Source organism: Nocardioides humi (assembly GCF_006494775.1).
GTDB classification, from domain to species: domain Bacteria; phylum Actinomycetota; class Actinomycetes; order Propionibacteriales; family Nocardioidaceae; genus Nocardioides; species Nocardioides humi.
Genome location: NZ_CP041146.1, coordinates 5,908,004 through 5,931,607 on the forward strand (window position 1 = coordinate 5,908,004; position 23,604 = coordinate 5,931,607).

26 protein-coding genes are annotated in these 23,604 nt (G+C 73.2%); 16 read left to right on the top strand and 10 right to left on the bottom strand.

Going from position 1 to position 23,604, the window contains the following annotated elements; all coding sequences use genetic code 11:
- The first annotated feature begins 11 nt into the window (after positions 1-11).
- From FIV44_RS28445 to FIV44_RS28455, 3 genes are read left to right on the top strand one after another with little or no spacing between them, the layout of a single operon-like run.
- On the top strand, positions 12-1,766 hold the full coding sequence (locus FIV44_RS28445; RefSeq protein ID WP_141007373.1) for a phosphatidylglycerol lysyltransferase domain-containing protein: 1,755 nt from the start codon (positions 12-14) through the stop codon (positions 1,764-1,766).
- 9 nt (positions 1,767-1,775) lie between these two features.
- On the top strand, positions 1,776-2,750 hold the full coding sequence (gene ligD, locus FIV44_RS28450) for a non-homologous end-joining DNA ligase (RefSeq protein WP_141007374.1): 975 nt from the start codon (positions 1,776-1,778) through the stop codon (positions 2,748-2,750).
- Positions 2,747-3,952, top strand: a complete 1,206-nt coding sequence (locus FIV44_RS28455) for a kynureninase (protein WP_141007375.1) — start codon at positions 2,747-2,749, stop codon at positions 3,950-3,952. Before ligD ends, FIV44_RS28455 begins: the two co-directional genes overlap by 4 nt.
- Here the strand turns inward: FIV44_RS28455 and FIV44_RS28460 are convergent.
- Positions 3,934-4,149 (bottom strand): hypothetical protein, encoded by a 216-nt coding sequence (locus FIV44_RS28460; RefSeq protein ID WP_141007376.1) that lies wholly within the window; start codon positions 4,147-4,149, stop codon positions 3,934-3,936. The genes FIV44_RS28455 and FIV44_RS28460 overlap by 19 nt on opposite strands.
- 67 nt (positions 4,150-4,216) lie before the next feature.
- On the opposite strand from FIV44_RS28460, the gene rpe reads away from it, so the two are divergent.
- Entirely contained in the window at positions 4,217-4,873 is a 657-nt protein-coding gene (gene rpe, locus FIV44_RS28465; RefSeq protein WP_425465185.1) for a ribulose-phosphate 3-epimerase, read from the top strand.
- Positions 4,874-4,884: 11 nt separating this feature from the next.
- Here the strand turns inward: rpe and FIV44_RS28470 are convergent, their stop codons facing one another.
- Together FIV44_RS28470 and FIV44_RS28475 are read right to left on the bottom strand one after the other, a co-directional pair.
- Entirely contained in the window at positions 4,885-5,472 is a 588-nt protein-coding gene (locus tag FIV44_RS28470; protein WP_141007378.1) for a hypothetical protein, read from the bottom strand.
- 132 nt (positions 5,473-5,604) lie between these two features.
- Positions 5,605-6,045: an OsmC family peroxiredoxin gene (locus tag FIV44_RS28475; RefSeq protein WP_141007379.1), complete on the bottom strand. Its 441-nt coding sequence runs from the start codon at positions 6,043-6,045 to the stop codon at positions 5,605-5,607.
- Positions 6,046-6,114: 69 nt separating this feature from the next.
- On the opposite strand from FIV44_RS28475, the gene FIV44_RS28480 reads away from it, so the two are divergent.
- Complete coding sequence (locus tag FIV44_RS28480) at positions 6,115-6,567, top strand: MarR family winged helix-turn-helix transcriptional regulator (protein WP_141007380.1); 453 nt, start codon at positions 6,115-6,117, stop codon at positions 6,565-6,567.
- 90 nt (positions 6,568-6,657) lie between these two features.
- On the opposite strand, the gene FIV44_RS28485 is transcribed toward FIV44_RS28480, so the two are convergent.
- Positions 6,658-7,545 (bottom strand): MaoC/PaaZ C-terminal domain-containing protein, encoded by an 888-nt coding sequence (locus tag FIV44_RS28485; protein ID WP_141007381.1) that lies wholly within the window; start codon positions 7,543-7,545, stop codon positions 6,658-6,660.
- On the bottom strand, positions 7,535-9,193 hold the full coding sequence (gene kstD / locus FIV44_RS28490; RefSeq protein WP_141007382.1) for a 3-oxosteroid 1-dehydrogenase: 1,659 nt from the start codon (positions 9,191-9,193) through the stop codon (positions 7,535-7,537). Before kstD ends, FIV44_RS28485 begins: the two co-directional genes overlap by 11 nt.
- A 141-nt stretch (positions 9,194-9,334) precedes the next feature.
- Between kstD and FIV44_RS28495 the strand changes: the two genes are divergently transcribed.
- From FIV44_RS28495 to FIV44_RS28525, 8 genes are all read left to right on the top strand, one after another.
- Complete coding sequence (locus FIV44_RS28495) at positions 9,335-10,369, top strand: calcium-binding protein (protein WP_141007383.1); 1,035 nt, start codon at positions 9,335-9,337, stop codon at positions 10,367-10,369.
- 141 nt (positions 10,370-10,510) lie between these two features.
- The gene (hsaA, locus tag FIV44_RS28500) at positions 10,511-11,698 is read left to right on the top strand and encodes a 3-hydroxy-9,10-secoandrosta-1,3,5(10)-triene-9,17-dione monooxygenase oxygenase subunit (protein ID WP_141007384.1); all 1,188 of its coding nucleotides are present in this window, start codon (positions 10,511-10,513) and stop codon (positions 11,696-11,698) included.
- Positions 11,698-12,171 carry an alpha/beta fold hydrolase gene (locus tag FIV44_RS32870; protein WP_246086680.1) on the top strand — a complete coding sequence of 158 codons (474 nt, stop codon included), beginning with the start codon at positions 11,698-11,700 and terminating at the stop codon, positions 12,169-12,171. The genes hsaA and FIV44_RS32870 overlap by 1 nt, the downstream gene beginning before the upstream one ends.
- Positions 12,171-12,584, top strand: a complete 414-nt coding sequence (locus FIV44_RS32875) for an alpha/beta fold hydrolase (RefSeq protein ID WP_246086681.1) — start codon at positions 12,171-12,173, stop codon at positions 12,582-12,584. The genes FIV44_RS32870 and FIV44_RS32875 overlap by 1 nt, the downstream gene beginning before the upstream one ends.
- Entirely contained in the window at positions 12,584-13,483 is a 900-nt protein-coding gene (hsaC, locus tag FIV44_RS28510; RefSeq protein WP_141007385.1) for an iron-dependent extradiol dioxygenase HsaC, read from the top strand. Before FIV44_RS32875 ends, hsaC begins: the two co-directional genes overlap by 1 nt.
- Before the next feature lie 180 nt (positions 13,484-13,663).
- On the top strand, positions 13,664-14,299 hold the full coding sequence (locus FIV44_RS28515; protein WP_246086682.1) for a flavin reductase family protein: 636 nt from the start codon (positions 13,664-13,666) through the stop codon (positions 14,297-14,299).
- Positions 14,300-14,368: 69 nt separating this feature from the next.
- Positions 14,369-15,709 (top strand): hypothetical protein, encoded by a 1,341-nt coding sequence (locus FIV44_RS28520; protein ID WP_141007386.1) that lies wholly within the window; start codon positions 14,369-14,371, stop codon positions 15,707-15,709.
- Between the two features lie 35 nt (positions 15,710-15,744).
- Complete coding sequence (locus tag FIV44_RS28525; protein ID WP_141007387.1) at positions 15,745-16,233, top strand: TetR/AcrR family transcriptional regulator; 489 nt, start codon at positions 15,745-15,747, stop codon at positions 16,231-16,233.
- Here the strand turns inward: FIV44_RS28525 and FIV44_RS28530 are convergent.
- Genes FIV44_RS28530 through FIV44_RS28540 form a run of 3 tightly spaced genes read right to left on the bottom strand, consistent with a single transcriptional unit; the run spans position 16,163 to position 19,214 of the window.
- Entirely contained in the window at positions 16,163-17,146 is a 984-nt protein-coding gene (locus FIV44_RS28530; protein ID WP_141007388.1) for an acyl-CoA dehydrogenase family protein, read from the bottom strand. The two genes, FIV44_RS28525 and FIV44_RS28530, sit on opposite strands and share 71 nt — an antisense overlap.
- Positions 17,143-18,069, bottom strand: a complete 927-nt coding sequence (locus tag FIV44_RS28535; RefSeq protein ID WP_141007389.1) for an acyl-CoA dehydrogenase family protein — start codon at positions 18,067-18,069, stop codon at positions 17,143-17,145. Before FIV44_RS28535 ends, FIV44_RS28530 begins: the two co-directional genes overlap by 4 nt.
- Positions 18,066-19,214, bottom strand: coding sequence for an acyl-CoA dehydrogenase family protein (locus tag FIV44_RS28540; protein ID WP_141007390.1), 1,149 nt, complete (start codon positions 19,212-19,214; stop codon positions 18,066-18,068). Before FIV44_RS28540 ends, FIV44_RS28535 begins: the two co-directional genes overlap by 4 nt.
- A 98-nt stretch (positions 19,215-19,312) precedes the next feature.
- Between FIV44_RS28540 and FIV44_RS28545 the strand changes: the two genes are divergently transcribed.
- From FIV44_RS28545 to FIV44_RS28555, 3 genes are read left to right on the top strand one after another with little or no spacing between them, the layout of a single operon-like run.
- On the top strand, positions 19,313-20,485 hold the full coding sequence (locus tag FIV44_RS28545) for an acyl-CoA dehydrogenase family protein (RefSeq protein WP_141007391.1): 1,173 nt from the start codon (positions 19,313-19,315) through the stop codon (positions 20,483-20,485).
- On the top strand, positions 20,482-21,285 hold the full coding sequence (locus tag FIV44_RS28550) for an SDR family oxidoreductase (RefSeq protein WP_141007392.1): 804 nt from the start codon (positions 20,482-20,484) through the stop codon (positions 21,283-21,285). Before FIV44_RS28545 ends, FIV44_RS28550 begins: the two co-directional genes overlap by 4 nt.
- 30 nt (positions 21,286-21,315) lie before the next feature.
- Positions 21,316-22,482, top strand: a complete 1,167-nt coding sequence (locus FIV44_RS28555; protein WP_141007393.1) for an acetyl-CoA C-acetyltransferase — start codon at positions 21,316-21,318, stop codon at positions 22,480-22,482.
- Positions 22,483-22,489: 7 nt separating this feature from the next.
- On the opposite strand, the gene FIV44_RS28560 is transcribed toward FIV44_RS28555, so the two are convergent.
- The gene (locus FIV44_RS28560) at positions 22,490-23,155 is read right to left on the bottom strand and encodes a PilZ domain-containing protein (protein WP_141007394.1); all 666 of its coding nucleotides are present in this window, start codon (positions 23,153-23,155) and stop codon (positions 22,490-22,492) included.
- Positions 23,156-23,207: 52 nt separating this feature from the next.
- Positions 23,208-23,582, bottom strand: a complete 375-nt coding sequence (locus tag FIV44_RS28565) for a hypothetical protein (protein WP_246086683.1) — start codon at positions 23,580-23,582, stop codon at positions 23,208-23,210.
- Positions 23,583-23,604: the final 22 nt, after the last annotated feature.

Below are 23,604 nucleotides of genomic sequence, written 5' to 3' on the forward strand. Positions count from 1 at the left end.
CCTTCGAGCCTGTGAGGAATTCGCTCGCGTCGCTCCGCTCCCCGCTGTGGGTCAGCCGGGTCGTCCTGCTCGTCGGGGCGGTCAGCCTGCTCAGCGCCTACCTGCCCGGGATCGCCGTACGCACGCGGCTGGTCCACGAGGTCGTCCCGTCGTCGTTCCCCGCCGCGGCGACGACCGGCGGCGCCGCGATCGGCGTGCTCCTGATCGTGCTCTCGCGCGGGCTGCGCCGGGGCAAGGCCCGCGCGTGGACGGTCGCGCTGCTGCTGACCTGCCTCGCCGGCGGCATCCACCTGCTGCGCGGCCTCCAGGTCGAGCAGGCGGCGCTGTGCGGGCTGTTCGTCGTCCAGCTGGTCGCCTCGCGGAGGAGCTTCGCCGCACGTCCCGACCCGCTCTCGCTGCGGCGGGTGGTCGCCGTCGTCACCGTCGGGCCCGTGCTCGCCACCGGCCTCGGCTGGCTGTGGCTGAGCCTGCACCGCGACGGCCAGGCGGCCGGTACGTCGGGCGGCGACCGCCTCGCGCACGCCGCGCTCGGCCTGCTCGGGGTCTCCGGTCCGGTCGAGTTCACCCACCAGCACGCCGAGGCGGTGGCGGCCGTGGGCCTGGCCGTCCTCGGCGTCACCGTCGTCCTGCTCGCCGTCGTCGCGGCGCTGGCGCCGCCGGACGGCCCGCATCCCATGACGCCGGCCGAGCACGCCGCGCTGCGGGACCTGCTCGAGGAGTGGGGCTGGGTCGACTCGCTGGGCTACTTCGCCACCCGCGACGACCGCGCGGTGGTGTTCAGCCACACCGGCCGCTCCGCGGTGTCGTACCGGGTGATCGGCGGCGTCTCCTTCTCCGCCGGCGATCCGCTCGGCCACCCCGACGACTGGCCCCAGGCGGTGGCGGCCTGGCTGGAGGAGACCCGGTCCTACGGCTGGGCGCCGGCGAACCTCGGCTGCAGCGAGCGCGGCGCCGAGATCTACCACCGCGCCGGGCTCGACGTACTGGAGGTCGGGGACGAGGCCGTGCTGCACGCCTCGGAGTTCACCCTCGAGGGCCGGGCCATGCGGTCGGTGCGCCAGGCCGTGTCCCGCGCCGAGCGCTCGGGTCTGGTCGCCTCGGTGCACCGGGTCTCCGAGCTCTCCCGGGAGGCCCGCGAGGACCTGCGCGAGCGGGCCATCGCGTGGCGGGACGGCGCGATCGAGCGCGGCTTCGCCATGGCCCTGGGGCGGTTCGGTCAGGAGCGCGACGACGCCGGCGTGGTCGTGGTCGCCCGGCACGCCGACGGCGAGGTCGCGGGCTTCCTCTCCTTCGTGCCCTGGGGCGACGACGGCATCTCCCTGGACCTGATGCGCCGCAGCCCGGCGGCGGTCAACGGCGTGGTCGAGCTCATGGTCACCACGCTGATGGCCGACGTCGAGCGGCTCGCGATCTCGAAGGTCTCCCTGAACTTCGCGGCCTTCCGCAGCGTGTTCGCCCGCGGCGAGCGGATCGGCGCCGGCCCGGTGCTCCGCGCGTGGCGGGCCGTCCTGCTCTGGGCGTCGCGCTTCGCCCAGATCGAGGCGCTCTACCGCTCGAACGTGAAGTACCGCCCCGAGTGGGTCCCGCGCTATCTCGTGTACGGCGACGTCGCCGACCTGCCGCGCGTCGCCAGCGCGGTGCTGCGCGCCGAGGCGCTCGTGGTCGCGCCCGAGTGGTACCGCCGGCTGAGCCGGAAGCCGTCCCGCGCCGGCGCCGTGGAGGAGATCCCGGCGCTGCAGCCGGAGGCCGAGCCGGCCGACCGCTAGCCTCGACCCATGGCGTCCCCGGCGGTGGAGATCGAGGTCGAGAGCCGCGTCGTCCGGGTCAGCAATCCCGACCGCGTCTACTTCCCGGAGATCGGCGCCACCAAGCTCGACCTGGTCGAGTACTACCTCGCCGTGGGCGAGGGGATCGTCAACGCCCTGTGGGAGCGGCCCTGCATGCTGCACCGCTTCCCCAAGGGCCTCGCCGGCGACAAGGTGCACCAGAAGCGGCTGCCCGCGGGCGCCCCGCCGTGGGTGGAGACCGTGCAGCTGTACTTCCCGCGCTGGAAGCGCACCGCCGACGAGCTGTGCGTGACCGAGCTGGCTTCGGTGATCTGGGCGGTGCAGATGTCGACGGTCGAGTTCCACCCCTGGAACAGCCGCCGCGGCGCCACCGAGATGCCCGACGAGTGGCGGATCGACCTCGACCCCGGCCCCGCGGCGACGTACGACGACATCCGCGAGGTCGCCCACGTCGCCCACGGGATCCTCGACGAGCTCGGCGCGGTCGGGTACCCGAAGACGAGCGGCAGCAAGGGACTGCACGTCTACGTCCGGATCCGGCCCGACCACGATCACAAGGGGGTACGACGCGCCGCGCTCGCCTTCGCCCGCGAGGTCGAGCGGCGGGTGCCCGAGCTGGTCACCACGACCTGGTGGAAGAAGGACCGCGACCCGGCGTCGGTGTTCGTGGACTACAACCAGAACGCCCGCGACCACACCATCGCCGCGGCGTACTCCGTCCGTGGTCTGCCCGACGCGCGCGTCTCCACGCCGGTGCGTTGGGACGAGATCGACGACGCCGACCCGCGCGACTTCACCATCCGCACCGTGCCCGCCCGGTTCGCCGAGCTCGGCGACCTGCACCACGACATCGACGACCACGTCTTCGACATCGCGCCGCTGCTGGAGTGGGCCGAGCGCGACGACGCGGAAGGCGCGGCGGGCCGTCGCCGGAGCAGCCGGAGGAGTAGGTTGCGCGGGTGACGCTCGATGCCGCCGCGCTGGACGCCCGTGACCCGCTCGCCGACCTCCGGGACCGCTTCGTCGGCGCCGACGGGCCGATCGTCTACCTCGACGGCAACTCGCTGGGCCGCCCGCTGCGGGCGACCGCGGAGCGGGTGCGCGCGTTCGTCGAGGAGGAGTGGGGCGGACGGCTGATCCGCGGCTGGGACGAGCGCTGGTTCGAGCTGCCGCTCACGCTGGGGGACCGGCTGGGACGGGTCGTGCTCGGCGCGGCGCCGGGGCAGACGGCCGTCGGCGACTCGACGACGGTGCTGCTCTACAAGATGGTGCGCGCCGCGGTCGCCGCACGGCCGGGACGCAGCGAGATCGTGGTCGACCGCGACAACTTCCCGACGGACCGGTACGTCGTCGAGGGGGTCGCCGCCGAGTGCGGCCTGAGCGTGCGGTGGATCGAGGCCGACCCCGACGGCGGGGTCACCGTCGACGATCTCGCGCCCGTGGTCGGGCCGGACACCGCCCTCGTCGTGGTCAGCCACGTCGCCTACAGGTCCGGCTATCTCGCCGACGTCGCCGCGCTCGCCCGGCTCGCCCACGACGCCGGCGCCTGGATCCTCGTCGACCTGTGCCACTCCAGCGGGTCGGTGCCCGTCGGGCTGGACGCGTGGGAGATCGACGTCGCCGTGGGCTGCACCTACAAGTACCTCAACGCAGGCCCCGGCTCGCCCGCCTTCGGCTACGTCGCCGCACGGCACCTCGACGCCGGCGGCTTCGCCCAGCCCGTCCAGGGCTGGATGGGCGCCGCGGACTCCTTCACGATGGGGCCGTCCTACGCCCCGGCGCCCGGCATCCGCCGGCTGCTCAGCGGCACGCCCCCGATCGTGGGGATGCTCGGGCTGGAGGACATGGTCGACCTGGTGGAGCAGGCGGGCATCGCCGCCGTACGGGAGAAGTCGATCGCGCTCACCGAGTACGCCGTCGCCCTCGTCGACCGCGACCTGCCCGGCGTACGGGTCGCCTCGCCCCGCGACCCGGCCCGGCGCGGCGGGCACATCACCCTGGCGCACCCGCGGATGCGCGAGGTCACGGCCGCGCTGTGGGAGCGCGACGTGATCCCGGACTTCCGGATGCCCGACGGGCTGCGGATCGGGCTCTCCCCGCTGTCGACCTCCTTCGCCGAGGTCGCCGCGGGCGTCGCCGCGATCGGTCAGGCGCTGAGCGGCTGATCCGGATGGTCGAGCGCCGCCCGCAGCTCGCGGGCATGGGCGTGCAGGATCACGGCGGCGAACCCGTTGCCGCGCGCCTCCTCGTCGTACGCCTCCCGGTCCCAGGCGTCGGCGAGCTGCCGCGCCTCGGCGTTCGCCTCCGCCGCGCGGCCGGCCTCGGCGGCGCGCTTGCGGGCCTCACTGTTCATCATCGGCATGGTGGCCTCCCCCCACGTTTTCCCTTCACCCCCATGGTGCTCCCTAGACTGGCCGTTCGTGGGCGAAATCCAGATCACACCGTCGATCCTCAACTCCGACTTCGCGCGACTCGGTGAGGAGGTGGCGCGGATCCCCGGCGCGGACTGGGTCCACGTCGACGTCATGGACAACCACTTCGTCCCCAACCTGACCTTCGGCCCGGCGATGGTCGAGGCGCTCGCCCGGGTCAGCCCGGTGCCGCTGGACGCCCACCTGATGATCGAGGACGCCGACCGCAACGCCCCGGCGTACGTCGAGGCCGGCTGCGGGTCGGTCACCTTCCACGTCGAGGCGGCCAAGGCGCCGGTCCGGCTCGCGCGCGAGATCCGCTCGGCCGGCGCCCGCGCGTCGATGGCGCTCAAGCCCGCCACCCCCGTCGAGCCGTACGAGGACCTCCTGGCCGAGCTCGACATGCTGCTGATCATGACCGTCGAGCCGGGCTTCGGCGGCCAGAGGTTCCTGGACCTGTGCCTGCCGAAGATCCGCCGCGCGCGGGCGCTGATGGACAAGCACGGCGTCGAGACCTGGCTGCAGGTCGACGGCGGGGTGTCGCTGGAGACCATCGAGCGCTGCGCCGAGGCCGGCGCCGACGTGTTCGTGGCCGGCTCGGCCGTCTACTCCGCCGACGACCCCGACGCCATGGTCGCCGCGCTGCGGGCCCGGGCCGAGGAGGCCCGGGGCTAGAGGCCCGGGGCTTAGAGCTCCGGCGGCTCGCCCACCGCGACCGGCACGTCGCCCCGGTGCTGCTCCAGCCAGTCCAGCACCCGGTGCAGGGGGTCGAGCGCCTCGGCCCCGAGCACGACGGTCAGGGCCGCCGCCGGCGGCGAGATCCTGAACGACTGCCCGAGCCGGGTCGCCAGCCGGCCCGCGCCGTTGAGGGCGATGGCGCCGTCGTCGCGCGCGACGAAGCGCAGCACGGGGAGGTGCTCGGCCTCCTCGACGTACGGCGGCACGATCTCCCACCACGCCACCTCGACCACGGCGAGGTCCGGCCAGCGCAGCAGCGCGGCGGCGTCCGGGCCCTGGAGCGCGACGCCGGCGTCGTCGAGGCGCAGGGCGGTGGCGTGGCGCAGCAGCGGCCGGGAGCCGACGCGGAAGCCGCCCCAGCCCAGGATCACCAGGCCGGCCAGGGCGAGCATCAGGGCGTCCAGCCGGTCGAAGGGGTCCAGGCCCCGGCTGGCGATCGCGACCAGTGGGGCGACGAGCAGCACGGCGCCGACGACGATCGCGACCAGCGCGGAGCGCGGCGGCCTGCCGGCCGGGGCGGGCAACCGGACGTCCATGGGCTGCACCCTAGCCGTGGGCGTGGACCGGCGACCGGCGTACTTGTCAGGCAACTCATGCGCTTGTCAGGGGTTGCAACCCCTGACAAGCGCATGGATCCCCGGACATCCGGGGATCCATGCAGCGGCCGCTCAGCCCTCCAGGGCCGCGTCCAGCGTGATCGGGACGCCGGCGAGCGCCTTGCTGACGGGGCAGCCGACCTTGGCGGCGCCGGCAGCGGTGTCGAAGGCGGCGGCGTCGAGGCCCTCGACCTCGGCGCGCACGGTCAGCACGATGCCGGTCAGCTGGAACCCGCCGGCGGGGTCCGGGCCGAGGGTGACGTCGGCGGAGACGTCGAGCGCGATCGGGGTCCCGCCGGCCTGGGCGATCTCGTTCGACAGCGACATGGCGTAGCACGCGGAGTGCGCGGCGCCGATGAGCTCTTCGGGGCTGGTGGTGCCGTCGGCGTCGTCGGCGGCACGCTTGGGGAAGGAGACGTCGAAGGTGCCGGCGCCGGAGGAGGTCAGCTCGACCTGGCCGGTGCCGTCCTGCAGGCCGCCGTTCCAGGCGGTGCGTCCGGTGCGAGTGGGCATGGTGGTTCCTCTCGATGGGGATCAGTTACCTAGTGCACAAGATAATCGTCCACGAGGTATATTCCAACCATGAGCACGTCCGCCCCCGCCGCGCCGGTCCTCGACGACCTGATCTGCTTCGACCTGTACGCCGCCTCGCGGCAGGTCACCGCGGCGTACCGGCCGATCCTCGCGGAGCTCGGCCTGACCTATCCGCAGTACCTCGTGCTCGTCGTGCTCGGCGGCCACGACGAGATGCTCATCAAGGACGTCGGCCGCCAGCTGCGGCTCGACCACGCCACCCTCTCGCCGCTGCTGCGCCGCCTCGAGCGCGACGGCCTGGTCACCCGCCGCCGCAGCACGTCCGACGAGCGCGCGGTCGTGCTCGCGCTGACCGAGGAGGGGCGGGCGGTGCACGCGCGCTTCGGCGACGTGCACTGCCGGATCGCGGACGCGCTCGGCATCACGGCCGAGCAGGCCGAGCAGCTGCGGACGGCGCTGCGGGCCCTCGCCGGACACCTCGGCGCCGCCTCGATCGCGTGACCACCCTCGCGACCCGCGGCGTCTCCTACCTTTGCGGCGACGACCCCGCCGCCCGGCGCTGACCGGCCCGCCCGGAACCAGCCTCGAGGCTCAGGCGGGCGTCAGCACGCAGTCCGCGAGCACGGGGGAGCCGTCCCGCTCACCGCCCTCGATGGTGGCCGAGCCGATGATCCCGTCGTCCGTGCGCCAGCCCGCGACCCGGATCGTCTCGCCCGGGAACACCACGCCGGCGAACCGCCCGGTGAACCCGCCCACCCGGGTGGCGTCGCCGCCGAGGAGGCCGTCGGTGAGCTCGCGCAGCGCGATGCCGTAGGAGCACAGGCCGTGCAGGATCGGCGCGGGGAAGCCGGCCGCCTTGGCGAAGCCGGGGTCGGCGTGCAGGGGGTTGCGGTCGCCGCAGAGGCGGTACAGCAGGGCCTGCTGCGGCGTCACCGGGTACGACGACAGGTGGTCCGGCTCGCGGTCCGGCACGACGACCGGGATGGAGGAGCCGCGGTCGCCGCCCCAGCCGCCCTCGCCGCGCACGAAGATCGACGAGCGCACCCGCCACAGCTCCTCGCCCGCGCCGTCGGGCCCGGCCGTGGCGACGCCCTCCTGCCAGATGACCGCGGCCTTGCCCTTGTCCCAGACGTCGGTGAGCGTGGTCCGCACCGTCGCCGTCCCCGACGTCGGCAGGGCGCCCGAGACCGTGACCGACTGCGAGCCGTGGACGACCTGGGCGAGGTTGATGTCGCAGCCGGGCAGGTCGAGCGGGGGCGGGTCCGTCTCGTGGAAGGTGGGAGCGACCACGCCGAAGGACGGCAGGACCTGCAGTGCCGCGTCGTCGAGCGTGTACCGCAAGGCCGGGGCCGACAGGTGGTCGCCCGGCCGGCTCCCGGCGCCGATGCCGAGGTGGTAGAGCAGGACGTCGGACTCGGTCCAGGAGAAGGTCCGGGAGCCGAGGTCGGCCCCGATCGCGACGGACGGGTCAATCGGCATGGGCGATGTCCTCTGCTGCGAGATATCCGAACACGATGGCAGGCCCGATCGTGCCACCCGGGCCGGGGTAGGTGTTGCCCATCACGGCAGCCGAGACGTTGCCGGCGGCGTACAGGCCGGGGATGACCGAGCCGTCCTCGCGCAGCACCCGGGCGCGCTCGTCGGTGACCAGGCCGCCCTTGGTGCCGAGGTCGCCGGGCACGATCTTCACTGCGTAGAACGGCCCCTTCTCGATCGGCGCGAGCGAGCAGTTCGGCTTCACGGTCGGGTCGGAGTAGTACCTGTCGTACGCCGACTCGCCGCGGTGGAAGTCCTCGTCGACGCCGGAGCGTGCGAACCCGTTGAACCGATCGACGGTCGCGTCCAGCGAGCCGGACGGCAGGCCGATCGTCGCGGCCAGCTCGGCCAGCGTGTCGGCGCGCACCACGACGCCCTCCTTGTACCAGCGGCCGGGGAACGGCTGCCGCCCGGCGACGCCGGCGAAGAGGTAGCGGTTGCGGTAGGTCTGGTCGAAGACCATGTACGACGGCACGTGGCTCACGCCGGTGGCCTCGCCCTCGTAGATCGCGTGCGTCGCCTCGACGTAGGGGAGCGCCTCGTTCATGTACCGCCTCCCCGCGGAGTTGACGATGATCGAGCCCGGCAGGTTGCGCTCGGCCAGGCAGAACCAGGCGCGGCCCGGCAGCGGGATGGTCGGGCCCCACCAGGCGTCGTCGAGCAGGTCGGTGGCGGCGCCGGCGGCCGTGCCGGCGAGCAGCCCGGCGCCGGTGTTGGACGCCGCGCCCGTCGACCACTCCGACGAGGTCGGCTGGGGGAGGAACTTCTCGCGCAGCTCCTGGCTGTGCTCGAACCCGCCGGAGCCGAGGACGACGCCGCGCGTCGCCCGCACCTCGCGCCGGGCGCCGCCGGACTCGACGACGACGCCGACCACGCGGCCGTCCTCGACCAGCAGGTCGAGCAGCGAGGTCTCGTAGGCGACCGGGACGCCGGCGTCGGCCAGCCCCTTGCGCAGGCCGATCGCGATGGCGTTGCCCATGGCGTACATCCGCTTGCCGGTGACGATCGCGAGCAGTCGCTTGAGCATCACCTTGACCATGGTGAGCGGCCCGCGGAGGGTGCGCAGGCCGAGGCTGATCTTGCGGAAGTCCGCCTGGGTGACGATCAGGTTGGCCGGCGCCTTGGTGTACGCCGGGTACAGCCGGCCGAGCTCCTCGCCGAGGAAGCGCGCGTCCATCGGCACCGGCTCGACGCTGCGCCCCCGCGGGCGTCCGCCGGGCCGCTCGGGCAGGTAGTCGGCGTACTCCGGCACCCAGGCGAACCGCAGGGGCGTCGTCTCGCGCAGGAAGTCCAGCACCTCGGGGCCCCGGTCGAGGTAGGTGTCGCGGCGCACCTTCGGGACGACGTCCCCGACGATGGCGTCGAGGTAGGCCTTCGCCGCCTCGCGGTCGCCGGCGTCGACCTGTCCGGCCGCCTGCAGCGCGTAGTTGCCGGGGATCCACACCCCGCCGCCGGAGCGCGCGGTCGAGCCGCCGAAGTAGGGGCTCTTCTCGACCAGGAGGGTGTCGAGCCCCTGGTGGGCGGCGGCGAGCGCGGCCGACATGCCGGCACCGCCGGCGCCGACCACGACGACGTCGTAGGAGTCCTTCATGCGCAAAACTGTAACAGGTTCTAGTAGCCCTCTGCGGGCGGCTTACCGGTGGCCGAGTGCCGCCGGCGCGGGTTTGCCGAGCGCCCCAGTGGGCACGTCGTCCGGGACAACATCCCTTCTCGCAACGTCTTGGGAGAGCACATGAGGAAGATCAACGCGGTCGGCTGTGCGCTGGCGGCCACCCTGGCGATCGGCGCGACCGCGCCGGCCTTCGCGCAGGACTTCGTCGGCACGCCGAAGAAGAACAAGATCGTCGGCACCGCCGGCGACGACCGGATCATGGGCCTCGGTGGGAAGGACAAGCTCTTCGGCGGCGACGGCAACGACCGGATCGAGGGCGGCGCCGGCAACGACATCATCCGCGGCGGCAACGGCAACGACTCCCCGCTGCTCGGCGGCGAGGGCAACGACAAGATCTTCGGCGAGGCCGGCGACGACTACATCTACGGCGGGCCCGGCAAGGACCGGATCGACACCGGCGACGGCCGGGACTCGGCGTACGGCGGCGAGGGCAACGACCGGATCCGGTCCGGCAACGGCGACCCGACCCAGCCCTCCCAGTCCGGCAGCGGCTACCTCGGGTCCTTCCTCAGCGGCAACGGCGGCAACGACAGGCTCACCGGCGGCGCCGGCAACGACTACCTCAGCGGGGACGAGGGCAACGACAAGCTCACCGGCGGCGCCGGCAACGACGACCTCGAGGGCGGTCCCGGCAACGACAACATCAAGGGCGGGCTCGGTGACGACTACTTCTACGGCGGCGCCGGCAAGGACAAGATGAAGGGCGGTGCCGGCAACGACCGGTTCTACGAGGAGTTCGGCGGCGAGGGCGACCTGATGAAGGGCGGCGCCGGCAACGACGAGTTCGGGACGTCGTGCAGCCTGCTCACCGGCTACTTCAAGGCCATCGGGGGCGCCGGCGACGACACGTTCTACGTCGGCGACGTCGACAAGCGCACGGTCATCAAGCCGGGCGCGGGCAACGACAAGGTCTATGTGAAGAACCCCTACAAGGGCATGAAGATCACGTGCGGCGCCGGCCTCGACACGGTCTACTTCAACATCAAGGTGAAGAAGGTGAAGACCAAGGGCTGCGAGACGGTGCTCTACGGCTCCGACCCGTTCCACTTCGACCCGGACGGCTCCCAGGAGGTGGGCTGGCGCCCGCGCAACTGACCGGCTCCCGACGGACGCGACGGGGCGTCGGACCTGCGGGTCCGGCGCCCCGTCCCGCTGGGTGGGCGAGCCCGCTTGCCCCAAAAGTAGAACCTGTTCTAATCTGGTCGAGCACACACTGTCGCAGACACAGGAGCTCCCATGAACCAGGACTTCGCCCCCGAGGTGACCGCCGTCCTCGACGGCGTGCGCGACCTGCTCCCGACCGTCCGTGATCGGGCGGAGGAGGGCGAGCGGCTCCGGGTCATCCCGGACGCCACCATCAAGGAGCTCGAGGAGACCGGGTTCTTCCGGCTGCTGCAGCCGAAGCGGTACGGCGGCCTCGAGGCCGACCCGGTCGCGTTCTACACCGCGGTCCGCGACATCGCCTCGGCGGACGGCTCGACCGGCTGGGTCTCCAGCGTCGTGGGCGTCCACCCGTGGCAGGTCGCGCTCTTCTCCGACGAGGCGCAGCAGGCGGTGTGGGGCGAGGACCGGACGGTGCGGCTGTCGTCGTCGTACGCGCCGACGGGCAAGGCGGTGGTGGCCGAGGGCGGCTTCACGCTCTCCGGCAAGTGGAGCTTCTCCTCCGGCAGCGACCACTGCGCGTGGGTGCTGCTCGGCGGTCTCGTGTTCAACGCGGAGGGCCAGGTCGTCGACTTCCGCACCTTCCTGGTGCCGCGTGAGAAGTACCAGGTCGTCGACGTCTGGAATGTCGTCGGCCTGCGCGGCACCGGCTCCAACGACATCGTCGTGGAGGAGACCTTCATCCCCGAGGAGTTCACCCTCTCGATGGGGGAGACCGGGCAGTGCCGGGGCCCGGGCCAGGCGGTCAACACCAGCGACCTCTACAAGCTGCCCTTCCACTCGATCTTCACCTCGACCATCGCCACGCCGATCATCGGCATGGCCAGGGGGGCGTACGCCGAGCACGTCGAGATGCAGCAGAAGCGGGTCCGCGCGGCGTACCTCGGCGAGAAGGCCTCGCTCGACCCCTTCGCCGCGGTCCGCATCGCCCGCGCCTCCTCCGAGATCGACGCCGCCTGGGCGCTGCTGATGAACAACATCCGCGAGGAGCAGGCGCACGTCGCGAAGGGCGAGCAGCCCCCGCTGGAGCTCCGGCTGCGGGTGCGCCGCGACCAGGTGCTCGGCACCGCCCGGGCGATCGAGGCGATCGACACCCTCTTCGAGGCCTCGGGCGGCCGGGCGCTGGCCGAGGGCACCTACCTCCAGCGGGCCTGGCGCGACGCCCACGCGGGCCGCGTCCACGCGGCCAACGACCCCGAGCGCGCCCTGCAGATGTACGGCGCCCAGCAGTTCGGCCACAAGGTCGACCCGGGGATGTACTGATGAGCGAGCTCTCGAAGGAGGCGACCCGTCGCACCGCCCAGGTCAAGACCGAGGCGGCCGGCGAGATCACGCTGACCTACTACGAGGCCGGGGAGGGCGAGGGTCGGCTGCCGCTGGTCATGCTGCACGGCGGCGGCCCGGGCGCGTCCTCCTGGTCCAACTTCGGACCGGCGCTGCCCGGCTTCGCCGAGGAGTACCGCACGATCCTGGTCGACCAGCCCGGCTTCGGCGGCTCCGACAAGCCCCCGGTGGTCGGCAACTACTACCGGTTCTCGGCGGACGCGGTGGTCGCGCTGCTCGACCGGCTGGGCCTGGAGCGGGTCCACCTGCTCGGCAACAGCCTCGGCGGCGGCACGGCGATGCGGCTCGCGCTGACCTACCCCGACCGGGTGGACCGGCTGGTCCTGATGGGCCCCGGGGGCTCTCGCTCAACCTCTTCCACGCCGACCCGACCGAGGGTGTGCAGCGGCTGATGGACTTCGGCGCCCACCCCAGTCGTGAGTCGCTGCGCGCCTTCATCTCGACCATGGTCGTGAACCAGGCGCTGGTCACCGACGAGCTCGTCGAGGAGCGCTTCGCCGACGCGACGGCGCCGGGCGCGCAGGACGCGATGCGCTCGATGGGCATGTCCTTCTGGGACCCCGAGACCGCGGAGGACGGCATGCTCTGGCGCGAGGCCCACCGGCTGCGCAAGCACACCCTGCTGACCTGGGGCCGCGAGGACCGGGTCAACCCGCTCGACGGCGCCTTCGCGGCGCTCAAGCTGATCCCGAAGGCCCAGCTGCACGTCTTCCCCAACTGCGGCCACTGGGCGCAGATCGAGGCGGCCGACGAGTTCCGCGAGGTCACGGTCGCCTTCCTCAACCGTCACAAGGAGCGTTCCTGATGTCGATCGACATCAAGTCCATGGGCTACATCCGGGTCGCGAGCACCGACCTGGACGCCTGGCAGAGCTTCGCCGGCAAGGTGCTCGGCCTGGCGGCGGGCCGCGGCCCGAATCCCGAGCACCAGTACTGGCGCATCGACGAGGTCTCGGCCCGGATCGTGGTGTTCCCCGCCGACGTCGACCAGCTGGACTGCACCGGCTGGGAGGTCGCCGACCACCAGGCGCTGCAGGCCGCCCGCGAGCACCTGCAGAAGGCCGGCGTGGAGTTCGAGGAGGGGACGAGGGAGGAGCTCGACGAGCGCCGCGTGCAGGAGCTGGTCCGCTTCCGCGACCCCTGGGACAACGTCTTCGAGCTCTACCACGGCATCACCTACGAGTCCCGGCCCGTCGTCACGCCGTACGCCGCCCGGTTCGTCACGGGCGAGCAGGGCATGGGCCACATCGTCGTCCCGGTGCTCGACGACGTCGAGGCGCTGCGGTTCTACACCGAGGTGCTCGGCTTCCGGCTGCGCGACTCGATGAGCATGCCGGGCGAGTTCGTCGGCAAGGAGCCCGGCAGCAAGGTCTGGCTGCGCTTCCTCGGGGTCAACCCGCGGCACCACTCGCTGGCCTTCCTCCCGATGCCCAACCCGAGCAAGTGCGTCCACGTGATGCTCGAGGTCGACAAGCTGGACGACGTCGGCCGCGCCCTGGAGCGGGTCCGCAAGCACGGCGCCCCGCTGTCGGCGACCCTGGGCCGCCACATGAACGACGAGATGATCTCCTTCTACGTGCGCTCGCCCGGCGGCTTCGACGTCGAGTTCGGCACCGAGGGGATGACCGTCGACGACGCCCGCTGGGTGGCGCGCGAGTCGACCGCCGTCTCGTACTGGGGCCACGACTTCAGCGGCGGGCACTAGTGCCGTACCTCGGAAGTTCTTGAACGCTTGGCGCACTCATGGCACGCACCTCGCGGCGTTGCCGACGCTTGCGAGACGACCCGGTATGGCTGCGCGCCGGCGCCTTGCGATGCACGCACCCTGAGCACGCCAACCGACCAACAACTTCCGAGACACGACACGAGGACTAGCGTGAGCGGTGTGAGTGAGATCCCCGACGGCATCAGCCCCGACGCACGGGAGACCTGGCCGCACCCGGAGCTGATCCAGTCCTGGCTGGGCGACGCCGACATCGACTTCGAGCTGCGCCCGGGCGAGGAGGTCGCGGTCCACGACGACCCCGAGGCCCAGGCCGCGGCGCGCCGGTTCCGCGACGTCCTCGGCTGCTTCGCCTCGGGCATCACCGTGATCACCACGATGAGCGGCGACGAGCCGGTCGGCATGACCTGCCAGTCGTTCTCCAGCGTCTCCCTCGACCCGCCCCTGATCGCCTTCGTCCCCGCGCGCTCGTCGCGGGCGTGGCCGCTGATCCAGCGCGCGGGCCGGTTCTGCGTCAACATCCTGTCCGCCGACCAGGAGCACGTCTCGGCCCAGATGGCGACCAAGGGCACCGACAAGTTCGCGGGCCTCGACTGGACCCCCGCGCGGGCGACCGGCTCCCCGGTGATCGCCGGCACGCTCGCCCACCTGGACTGCACGATCCACGCGGTCTACGAGGGCGGCGACCACTTCGTCGTGATCGGCCGCGTCGAGCACCTCGAGACCCAGGCCGACGACGCCGCCGTCACCGAGCCGCTGCTCTACTTCAGGGGCCGCTACCGCACCACCGACTCGTGACCTGCGCCCGCTCCCGCGCGTTGAGCCCCTGATCGAGCACGACGACACCGGTCTGGGGGATCGATGAGGATGCGCAGGGCGTTGGGGGTGGGGGGCGTCGCCGCCGCGCTCGTCGCGGGGGTGCCGGTCGTGGCGCCGGGCGCCGCAGCCGACCCGGCCCGCCCCGGCGACCCGACGGCGCCCGGACCCGTCGTCAGGCTCCTCTCCCCGGCGGGAGTGCGCGACTACTGGACGCCGAAGCGGATGCGCGAGGCGGTCCCACTCGACCTCGACCCCTCGGGGGCGACCGTGCCGGCGAGCACGCCCGGCACCCCGGCCGGCCGGGCGAGCGCCCAGGCCACTCCCGGCCTGCGCAGCACCGGGAAGCTGTTCTTCCGCGACGGCGCCACGGCGTACGTCTGCTCGGCCGCGGCGGTGAACACGCCCGAGAGGAACCTCGTCGTCACCGCCGGCCACTGCGTGAACTCCGGCGGGACCCGGGTGCTGCTCGGCGGCTGCCGCGAGGGGGTCGACTACAGCGACTTCCTGTTCGTCCCCGCCTACGACCAGGGCGCGCGCCCGTACGGCACCTGGGTCGGCACGGCGGCGGTCACCCCGAGTGAGTGGCCCCAGCAGTGCGACGCCGTCGCGCGGGACCAGGGGATGATCCGGGTCGCGCCGCTGGGTGGGCGGAACCTGGTCGACGTCGTCGGCGGCAACGGCCTCGCCTGGAACTACCCGGCCCGCGAGGACGGCGTCCGGGTCGTCGGCTGGCCCGCCCAGGCGCCGTACGACGGGGAGAGCCGGCAGGAGTGCACCGGCTCGACCACGCTGCTGCAGCAGACCGGCGACGCCCAGATCGCGTGCCCGATGACCGGCGGGGCCAGCGGCGGGCCGTGGCTGCTGCGGATGGCCAGTGCGGACACCGGCTTCATCTTCGCGGTGACCTCCCGCCGTACGACCTCCGGACCGGCGCTGCTGCTCGCCACCCCCTTCGACTCCTCCATCGAGGCCCTGCTCGCCGCGGCCCGGACCGCCGCCCGGCCGGTGGCGGCACGGGTCGACGCCCGGCCGAAGAAGGGCAGGAAGCAGCGGGTCCGGCTCGCGGCGAGCGCGACGACGGTCGGCTACGGCGAGGCCTTCCAGCTGGTGGCGTCGACCCGCCGGGTCCGCAAGGTGGTGCTGCAGGTGCGGACGTCGCGCCCGGGCCGCTGGCAGCGGATCGGCGTCGTCAAGGTCCGCGGGGGCGGCGCGGTGGTCGATCAGGCGGCCGCGCCGGGGACGCGCTGGTACCGGATCAAGGTGAAGAAGGGCCAGCGCAGGGGCAAGCACAGCAAGCCGGTCGCGGTGACGGTGCTGCCCTGCCCACTGCCACTGGACCGCTCGCCCGCTGTGGTGAGCGCCACCCGTTGCACCAGCCCCGTCGGCTGACGAACCCGGCGCCTCGTCCGGCACCATCGGGGGTCATGCACAGCCTGGACCCCACCGAGGACTTCGCGATCCGCCTGCTGCGGCGCTTCCTCCTGCTCTGCGAGCACCCGCGCACGCGGCAGCGGATGCTGCGCCTGGTACGGCAGTCGACCCGGGTCGGGCCGGACGCGCCGAAGCTCTACGGCTGGATCAACCGGGCGGTCCTGCACCCGCGCTTCCAGCCCGTCGTCGAGCGCCGCGCCCTGTCGGCGATGAAGGCCGAGCTGGTGGCCTCCCAGCTCATCGGGCTGGCGATGACCCGGTACGTGCTGAAGATCGAGCCGCTCGCCTCCGCGCCGGTCGACGACGTGGTGCGGCTGGTGGCGCCGTCGCTCACGGCTGCGCTCCAGGGACCGGACGCGCTCACCGCGGTCGTGGGAGAGGCGCCGGCCGCCGGCGCGCGCCGGCGGCTGCTCAGAGCTCCACGGCTGCCCGGTGCCGGTGCGGTGCGCCGTACAGCTGCCCGAGTGCGTGTGCGCGCTTGAAGACCAGGTGGGCGTCGTGCTCCCAGGTGATCGCGATGCCGCCGTGCAGCTGGACGCACTCGCTCGCCGCCAGCTGTGCCGTCTCGAGCGCGTACGCCGCGGCGGCGTGCGTCAGGAACGAGACGTCGTCCGCCCCCTCCGCCAGCGCGTACGACGCCGCCCAGCTCGCCGAGCGGGCCAGCTCGACGCGGGCGAGGACGTCGGCCATCCGGTGCTTGAGCGCCTGGAAGGAGCCGATCGGGCGGCCGAACTGCACCCGCTCCTTGGTGTAGGCGACCGTCATCTGCAGCGCCCGGTCGGCCAGGCCGACGGCGAGGGCGCTCACGGCTGCGGCGCCGACCAGCTCGGCGCGCTCCCGGGCGGCGGCGCCGTCGCCGACCCGGGCGATCTCGGCGCCGGCCAGGTCGAGCCGGGCGAGGCGGATGCTCTGGTCCATCGACTCGGCCCAGGTCGCGCGCGCCCCCGTCACCTCGACGAGGTCGTCGCCGCGCACCGCGAGCAGGACCTGGGCGCGGTCGCCGTCGAGCACCGGGCCGTCGTCGAGGGCGATGGTGCCGATCTCGCCCGCGGCCAGGCGGGGGAGCAGCCGCGCCCTCGCCTCCTCGTCGCCGCCGGCCAGGAGCGCCTCGGTGGCGACGGTCGTGGCCAGCAGCGGGCTCGGCGCGATCGTGCGGCCCAGCTCCTCCAGCACGACGGCGGTCTCGAGGAAGGTCGCCCCGACGCCGTCGTGCTCCTCGGGCACGGCGAGCGCCGCCACCCCGATCTGCTCGCACAGCGTGGCCCAGAGCGCCTCGTCGTACCCGCCGGGCGCGGTGGACGCGGGCCGGATCGCCGCCGAGTCGGCCCGCCTGTCGAGCAGTGCGCGGACGGTTACGGCGAGCTCGGCCTGCTCCTCGCTGAGCGCGAACCTCATCCGTGGCTCCCGACCAGCGAGTCGAGGATCCGCGCGCGGTGGAACGCCGGCGTGCCCCACGCGGTGACCAGGGCCCGGATCTTGGTGATCCAGATGCTCAGGTCGAACTCCTGGGTGTAGCCGATCGCGCCGTGGACCTGGAGACCGGTGCGGGAGGCGAGGTACGCCGCGTCCGCGCACGCGACCTTCGCCGCCGACACCGCGCGCGGTGCCGGGTCGAGCGCCGCGCCGTGAACCAGCGGGCGGGCGAAGTCGAGGGCGATCCGCACGTCGGCGAGCCGGTGCTTGATCGCCTGGTAGGAGCCGATCTCGCGCCCGAACTGCTTGCGCTGCTTGACGTAGGTCACCGCGTCCGCCAGCACTCGCTCGCCGGCGCCGAGCAGCTGCGCCGCGGTGGCGAGGACGGCCAGGTCGAAGGCCTCCTGCGAGCGATCGGCCGTGTCGTGCACGGGGCCGGGAGCCACCGAGAACAGCCGCCGGGTGCGGTCGACCGAGACGTGCGGCTCGCCCGGGGTCGCCGTACGCACGCCGTCGCGGCCGGCGGCGTAGACGCGCTCCGCGACATCGGCGTCCAGGGCGTACGGCGTGTGCGGCGGGACCGCGACGGTGGCGACCGTCCCGGAGGCGATCGCCTCCTGGGCGCTGCCGGCCAGCTCGGTGGCGAGGTAGGCGGCCGACTCGACCCAAGGCCCGGGCACGGCGTGCCGGCCGAGGGCCTCGAAGGCGATGCAGACCTCGACAGGGGTGGCCTCGGTGGCCAGCATGGTCACGCCCTGCTCGGCGAGGCGCGCCCAGAGGGCGAGCCCCGGGGCGTGCTCGCCCTCGGCCCAGGCGCGGGCGACGGCGACGGTGTCGGAGGCGGCCAGGAGCGCGTCGAGCGAGGCCGCGAAGTCCCGCTGGTCGGTGGTGAGCTCGAATCTCATCGCTGGGCTCCCTTCGGCTCGCGGGGAAGGCCGAGGATCCTCTCAGCGACGATGTTCCGTTGGATCTCGTTGGTGCCGGCGTAGATCGGGCCGGACAGCGCGAAGGTGTAGCCGTCGAGCCACCGGGACTCCAGCTCGGCGTCGGGGCCGAGCAGGTCGAGCGCGGTCTCGTGGAGGGCGACGTCGAGCTCGCTCCACCACACCTTGTTCACCGAGCCGGCCGCCCCGATGTCGCCTCCGTCCTTCAGCTTCGTGACGGTGCCCCAGGTGTAGAGGCGGTAGGCCTCGGCCCGCAGCCAGGCGTCGACGACCCGGTCGGCGACGCGCGGGTCCGGACGCTCGGCGTACAGGGAGAGCAGGCGGTCGGCGGCGGCCGTGAACCGGCCGGGGGAGCGCAGCGACAGGCCGCGCTCGTTGCCGGCGGTGCTCATCGCGACCCGCCAGCCGTCGCCGGGGGCGCCGAGCACGTCGGCGTCGGGGACGAAGACGTCGTCGAAGAACACCTCGGCGAAGCCCGCCTCGCCGTCGAGCTGCGCGATCGGGCGGACCGTCACGCCCTCGGCGTCGAGCGGGAACAGGAAGTAGGTGAGCCCGGCGTGCTTCTGCGCCTCCGGATCGCTGCGGAACAGGCCGAAGCCCCAGTGCGCCAGCGCCGCGCGCGAGCACCAGATCTTCTGCCCGTCGAGCACCCAGCCGCCGCGTGCGTCGTCGCGGCGCGCGGTCGACTTCAGCGAGGCGAGGTCGGAGCCGGCCTCGGGCTCGCTCCAGCACTGCGCCCAGATCCGCTCGCCGGTCGCCATCGTCGGCAGGAAGCGGTCCTGCTGCTCCTGTGTGCCGTGCTCGAAGATGATCGGCGCGAGCAGGAAGATCCCGTTCTGCGAGACCCGGCCCGGGGCGCCCGCACGGTAGTACTCCTCCTCGAAGACCACCCACTCGACCAGGGACGCCTCCCGGCCGTGGTACTCCCGCGGCCACGACACGACCGACCAGCGGTCGGCGGCCAGGCGGGCCTCCCACTCCTGGTGGAGAGCGAAGCCCTCCGGGGTGTCGAGGGAGGGCAGCGGCTGCGCCGGCACGTTCGCCGCCAGCCACGACCGGGCCTCGGCCTGGAAGGCCAGCTCGGACTCGCTCAGCTCGAGATCCATGTCAGTTCGTGTTCCTCATCGGCGGCAGATCGTCGTACGGAGAAATGTAGATGCAGGGCGTTGTCGCTACCAAGCACTTGCTTGGTAGAGTAGCAGCCATGGACCTGACCGAGGCCCCCGAGGACCGGGCGTTCCGTGCCGAGATCCGGGACTGGCTCGGCGACCACCTCACCGGCGAGTGGGCGGCCCTGCGCGGACTCGGCGGCCCCGGCCGCGAGCACGAGGCGCACGACGAGCGGCTCGCGTGGAACCGGCATCTCGCCGAGCACGGCTGGACCGCCGTCGGCTGGCCGGCCGAGCACGGCGGTCGCGGGCTGTCGCTGTGGCAGCAGGTGATCTTCCACGAGGAGTACGCGCGGGCGAACGCACCCGCCGGCGTCAACCACCTCGGCGAGCAGCTGCTCGGGCCCACCCTGATCGCGTTCGGCACGCCCGAGCAGCAGCGGCGGTTCCTGCCCGAGATCGTCGCCGTCCGCGAGCTGTGGGCGCAGGGCTACTCCGAGCCGAACGCCGGCTCCGACCTCGCCAACGTGCAGACCCGCGCCCGCCTCGACGAGAGCACCGGCGAGTGGGTGATCGACGGGCAGAAGGTGTGGACCTCGCTCGCGCACCTGTCCGACTGGTGCTTCGTCGTCGCCCGTACGACGCCCGGCTCGGCGCGCCACCAGGGGCTGTCCTTCCTGCTCGTGCCGCTGCGCCAGGACGGCGTGGAGGTGCGGCCGATCGAGCAGCTGACCGGCGGCTCGGAGTTCAACGAGGTCTTCTTCACCGGAGCCCGCACCGCCGGCGACCTCGTCGTCGGCGAGCCCGGCCGGGGCTGGGGCGTCGCGATGGGCCTGCTCGGCTTCGAGCGCGGCGTCTCGACGCTCGGCCAGACCGTCGGGTTCGCCCGCGAGCTCGACGGCGTCGTGGCGCGAGCTCGCGGCAACGGCAGCATCGACGACCCGATCGTCCGCGACCGGCTGGCCCGGCTGAGGTCCGAGCTGGCGGTGATCCGCAGCTTCGCGCTGCGCTCGCTCGGCGGCGGGACGCCCGGCGCGGAGTCGATCTTCAAGCTGGCCTGGGCCAACTGGCACCGCACGCTCGGCGAGGTCGCCATGGACGTCGCCGGTGTCTCCGGACTGGTGGCCGGGTCGTCGTACGACCTCGACGAGCACCAGCGCCTCTTCCTCTTCTCGCGCGCCGACACCCTCTACGGCGGCAGCGACGAGATCCAACGAAATATCCTCGCTGAGAGAGTGCTCGGCCTACCGAAGGAGCCCCGCGGATGACCGCCATGCGACCCGAGCAGCCCACCCCCGACTACGTGCCGGGCCACGACCTGCTCGCCGGCAAGGTGGTCGTGGTGACCGCGGCCGCGGGCGCGGGCATCGGCGCGGCCGTCGTACGACGCGCGCTGGAGGAGGGCGCCGAGGCCGTGGTGTTCAGCGACACCCACGAGCGCCGGCTGGCCGAGGCGGAGGCGGCGCTCGCCGAGGAGTTCGGCGCGGACCGGGTGCGCCAGCGGGTGTGCGACGTGACGAAGGAGTCCGACATCGCGGCCCTCCTCGACGCTGCGGAGGACTTCGGCGGCGTCGACGTGATGGTCAACAACGCGGGCCTCGGCGGCACCGACTCGATCCTCGAGGTCACCGACGAGGCCTGGAGCCGGGTCATCGACATCACCCTGACCGGCACCATGCGCGCCACCCGGGCGGTGGGGCAGCGGCTCGTCGCGGCCGGGCGGAAGGGCGTCATCGTCAACAACGCCTCCGTGATCGGCTGGCGCGCGCAGGAGGGCCAGGCCCACTACGCCGCCGCGAAGGCCGGCGTGATGGCGCTGACCCGCTGCTCCGCCCTCGACCTCGCCCCGCACGGCATCCGCGTCAACGCGGTCTCGCCGAGCCTGGCGATGCACCCGTTCCTGGAGAAGGTGACCTCGCCCGAGCTGCTCGTCGAGCTCAAGCAGCGCGAGGCGTTCGGCCGCGCGGCCGCGCCGTGGGAGGTCGCCAACGTGATGGTGTTCCTCGCGAGCGACTACTCGTCGTACCTCACCGGCGAGGTGATCTCCGTCAGCAGCCAGCACGCCTGAGCCCGTCCGTCCGTCAGAAGGAGACCTGTCATGGCCGAGGCCTACATCATCGACGCCGTGCGGACCGCGGTCGGCAAGCGCGGCGGCGCGCTCGCCGGCGTCCACTCCGCCGATCTGGGCGCGCACGCGCTCGCCGCGCTCGTCGAGCGGACCGGTGTCGACCCGGGCGCCGTGGACGACGTGATCCTGGGCTGCTGCGACACGATCGGCTCGCAGGCCGGCGACGTCGCGCGTACGGCGTGGCTGGTCGCGGGACTGCCCGACCACGTGCCCGGCGTGACCATCGACCGCCAGTGCGGCTCCTCGCAGCAGGCCGTCCACTTCGCCGCCCAGGGCGTGATGTCCGGCACCCAGGACCTCGTCGTCGCCGGCGGCGTGCAGAACATGAGCGCCATCCCGATCTCGGCGGCCATGCTGGTCGGCCAGCAGTACGGCTTCTCCACCCCCTTCGCGGAGTCGCCCGGCTGGCTCAAGCGGTACGGCGACCAGGAGGTCAGCCAGTTCCGCTCCGCCGAGATGATCGCCGAGAGGTGGGACATCACGCGCGAGGACATGGAGCGGTTCGCGCTGGCCTCGCACGAGCGGGCCCGCGCCGCGATCGACGCCGGCCGCTTCCAGGCCCAGATCGCGCCGTACGTCCTCGAGGACGGCAGCGTCTTCGACACCGACCAGTGCCCCCGCGACACCTCGCTGGAGAAGATGGCCGGCCTCGAGCCGCTCGCGCCCGGCGGCCGGATCACCGCCGGCGTCGCCTCCCAGATCTGCGACGGCTCGGCCGCGATCCTGGTCGCGTCCGAGCAGGCGGTCCGCGACCACGGGCTGACGCCACGCGCCCGGATCGTGCACCTCTCGGTCCGCGGCGACGATCCGGTGTGGATGCTCACCGGACCGATCCCGGCGACGAAGCACGCGCTGGCCAAGGCGGGCATGTCGATCGAGGACATCGACCTGTTCGAGTGCAACGAGGCGTTCGCGTCCGTCGCCCTGGCGTGGATGAAGGAGACCGGCGCGCCGCACGAGAAGGTCAACGTCAACGGCGGCGGCATCGCGCTCGGGCACCCGATCGGCGCCACCGGCGCCCGGCTGATGACCACGCTGCTGGCCGAGCTCGAGCGCACCGGCGGCCGCTACGGACTGCAGACGATGTGCGAGGGCGGCGGTCAGGCGAATGTGACGATCGTCGAGCGGCTGGGCTGAGGCGCCCTCAGCGGCGGCGCCGGCGGCGCTCGGTCTCGAACACGAGCCGCCGGAGCCGGTCGCCGTGGACGGTGGGATCGTCGAAGGCGACGGCCACGCCGAGCCCGCCGCCGGCGAACCGGACGTGGCGCACCACCCGCGTGCCCTGGACCAGGTTGTCGCCCTCGACCCGGACCGTCGCCTCGACGGCGGTGCCCACGGCGGGCGGGAGCGTGCGGACGGTCGCCATCAGGCCGCCCTCGCTGATGTCGACGACCACGCCGATCAGGTCGAGCGTCTCGTCGGGCAGCTCGTCGTCAGGGGGCCACCGGAGCAGCACCGGCATCGAGACCCGGGCCCGGAAGTAGGCCCGCTGCTGCAGCCGCGCGGCGGGCGAGCTCGGCTGGAGCAGCCACACGTCGCCGTACGCCCGGCGGCCGGGCCGGGTGCTCACCGTGCACTCCATCCGGCCGAGTGGGTAGGTCCAGGCCACGGTGGCCTCGAAGTGGTGCTCGCGCGGGTCGAGGCCGGAGGGGCACGCCACGACCAGCGTCGTCGAACCGTCGGGCTGCTGCTCGAGGTCGAGCACCTTCGTCTCGAGCGCGACCGGCTCGCCCGTCGTCGGACGCAGGATCAGCGCCACGGTCTGCAGCACCGCCGGGTGCACGTCGGGCGGGACGTCCGTGCGCTGCATGCCGACCTGATCGGCCGCGGATCGTCGTACCTGAGGGCCGGCGAGCGGCCCCTCAGAGCACCGTCCACCAGAGACCGACGATGCCCGGGAGCAGGCCGAGCAGCAGCCACGGCGACCTCCAGGACCGGCCGTTGATGACGAGGGTCGCGGCGATGCCGCCGACCATGAAGGCGGCCGCGATCACGTTGAGCCCGATCCGGGCGTCGAGCCGGTCCTCCGCGACGTGGTCGGCGGCGATCACGAAGCCGACCGACAGGTGCAGGATCGTGGTGACGACCAGCACCGAGACGACCCGGCGCTGCACGCGCTGGAGCCGCTCGAGGTCCTTCGGGTCCGGCGCCTTGCGGGGGGCGTTGGGATCCATCAGGTGGCGTCGCCGCGGCGCTCCTGTCCCCGGGCCGGTCCCTGGCTGCGACGTCTGGCTCACGCACGCAGGATATCCAGTGGCG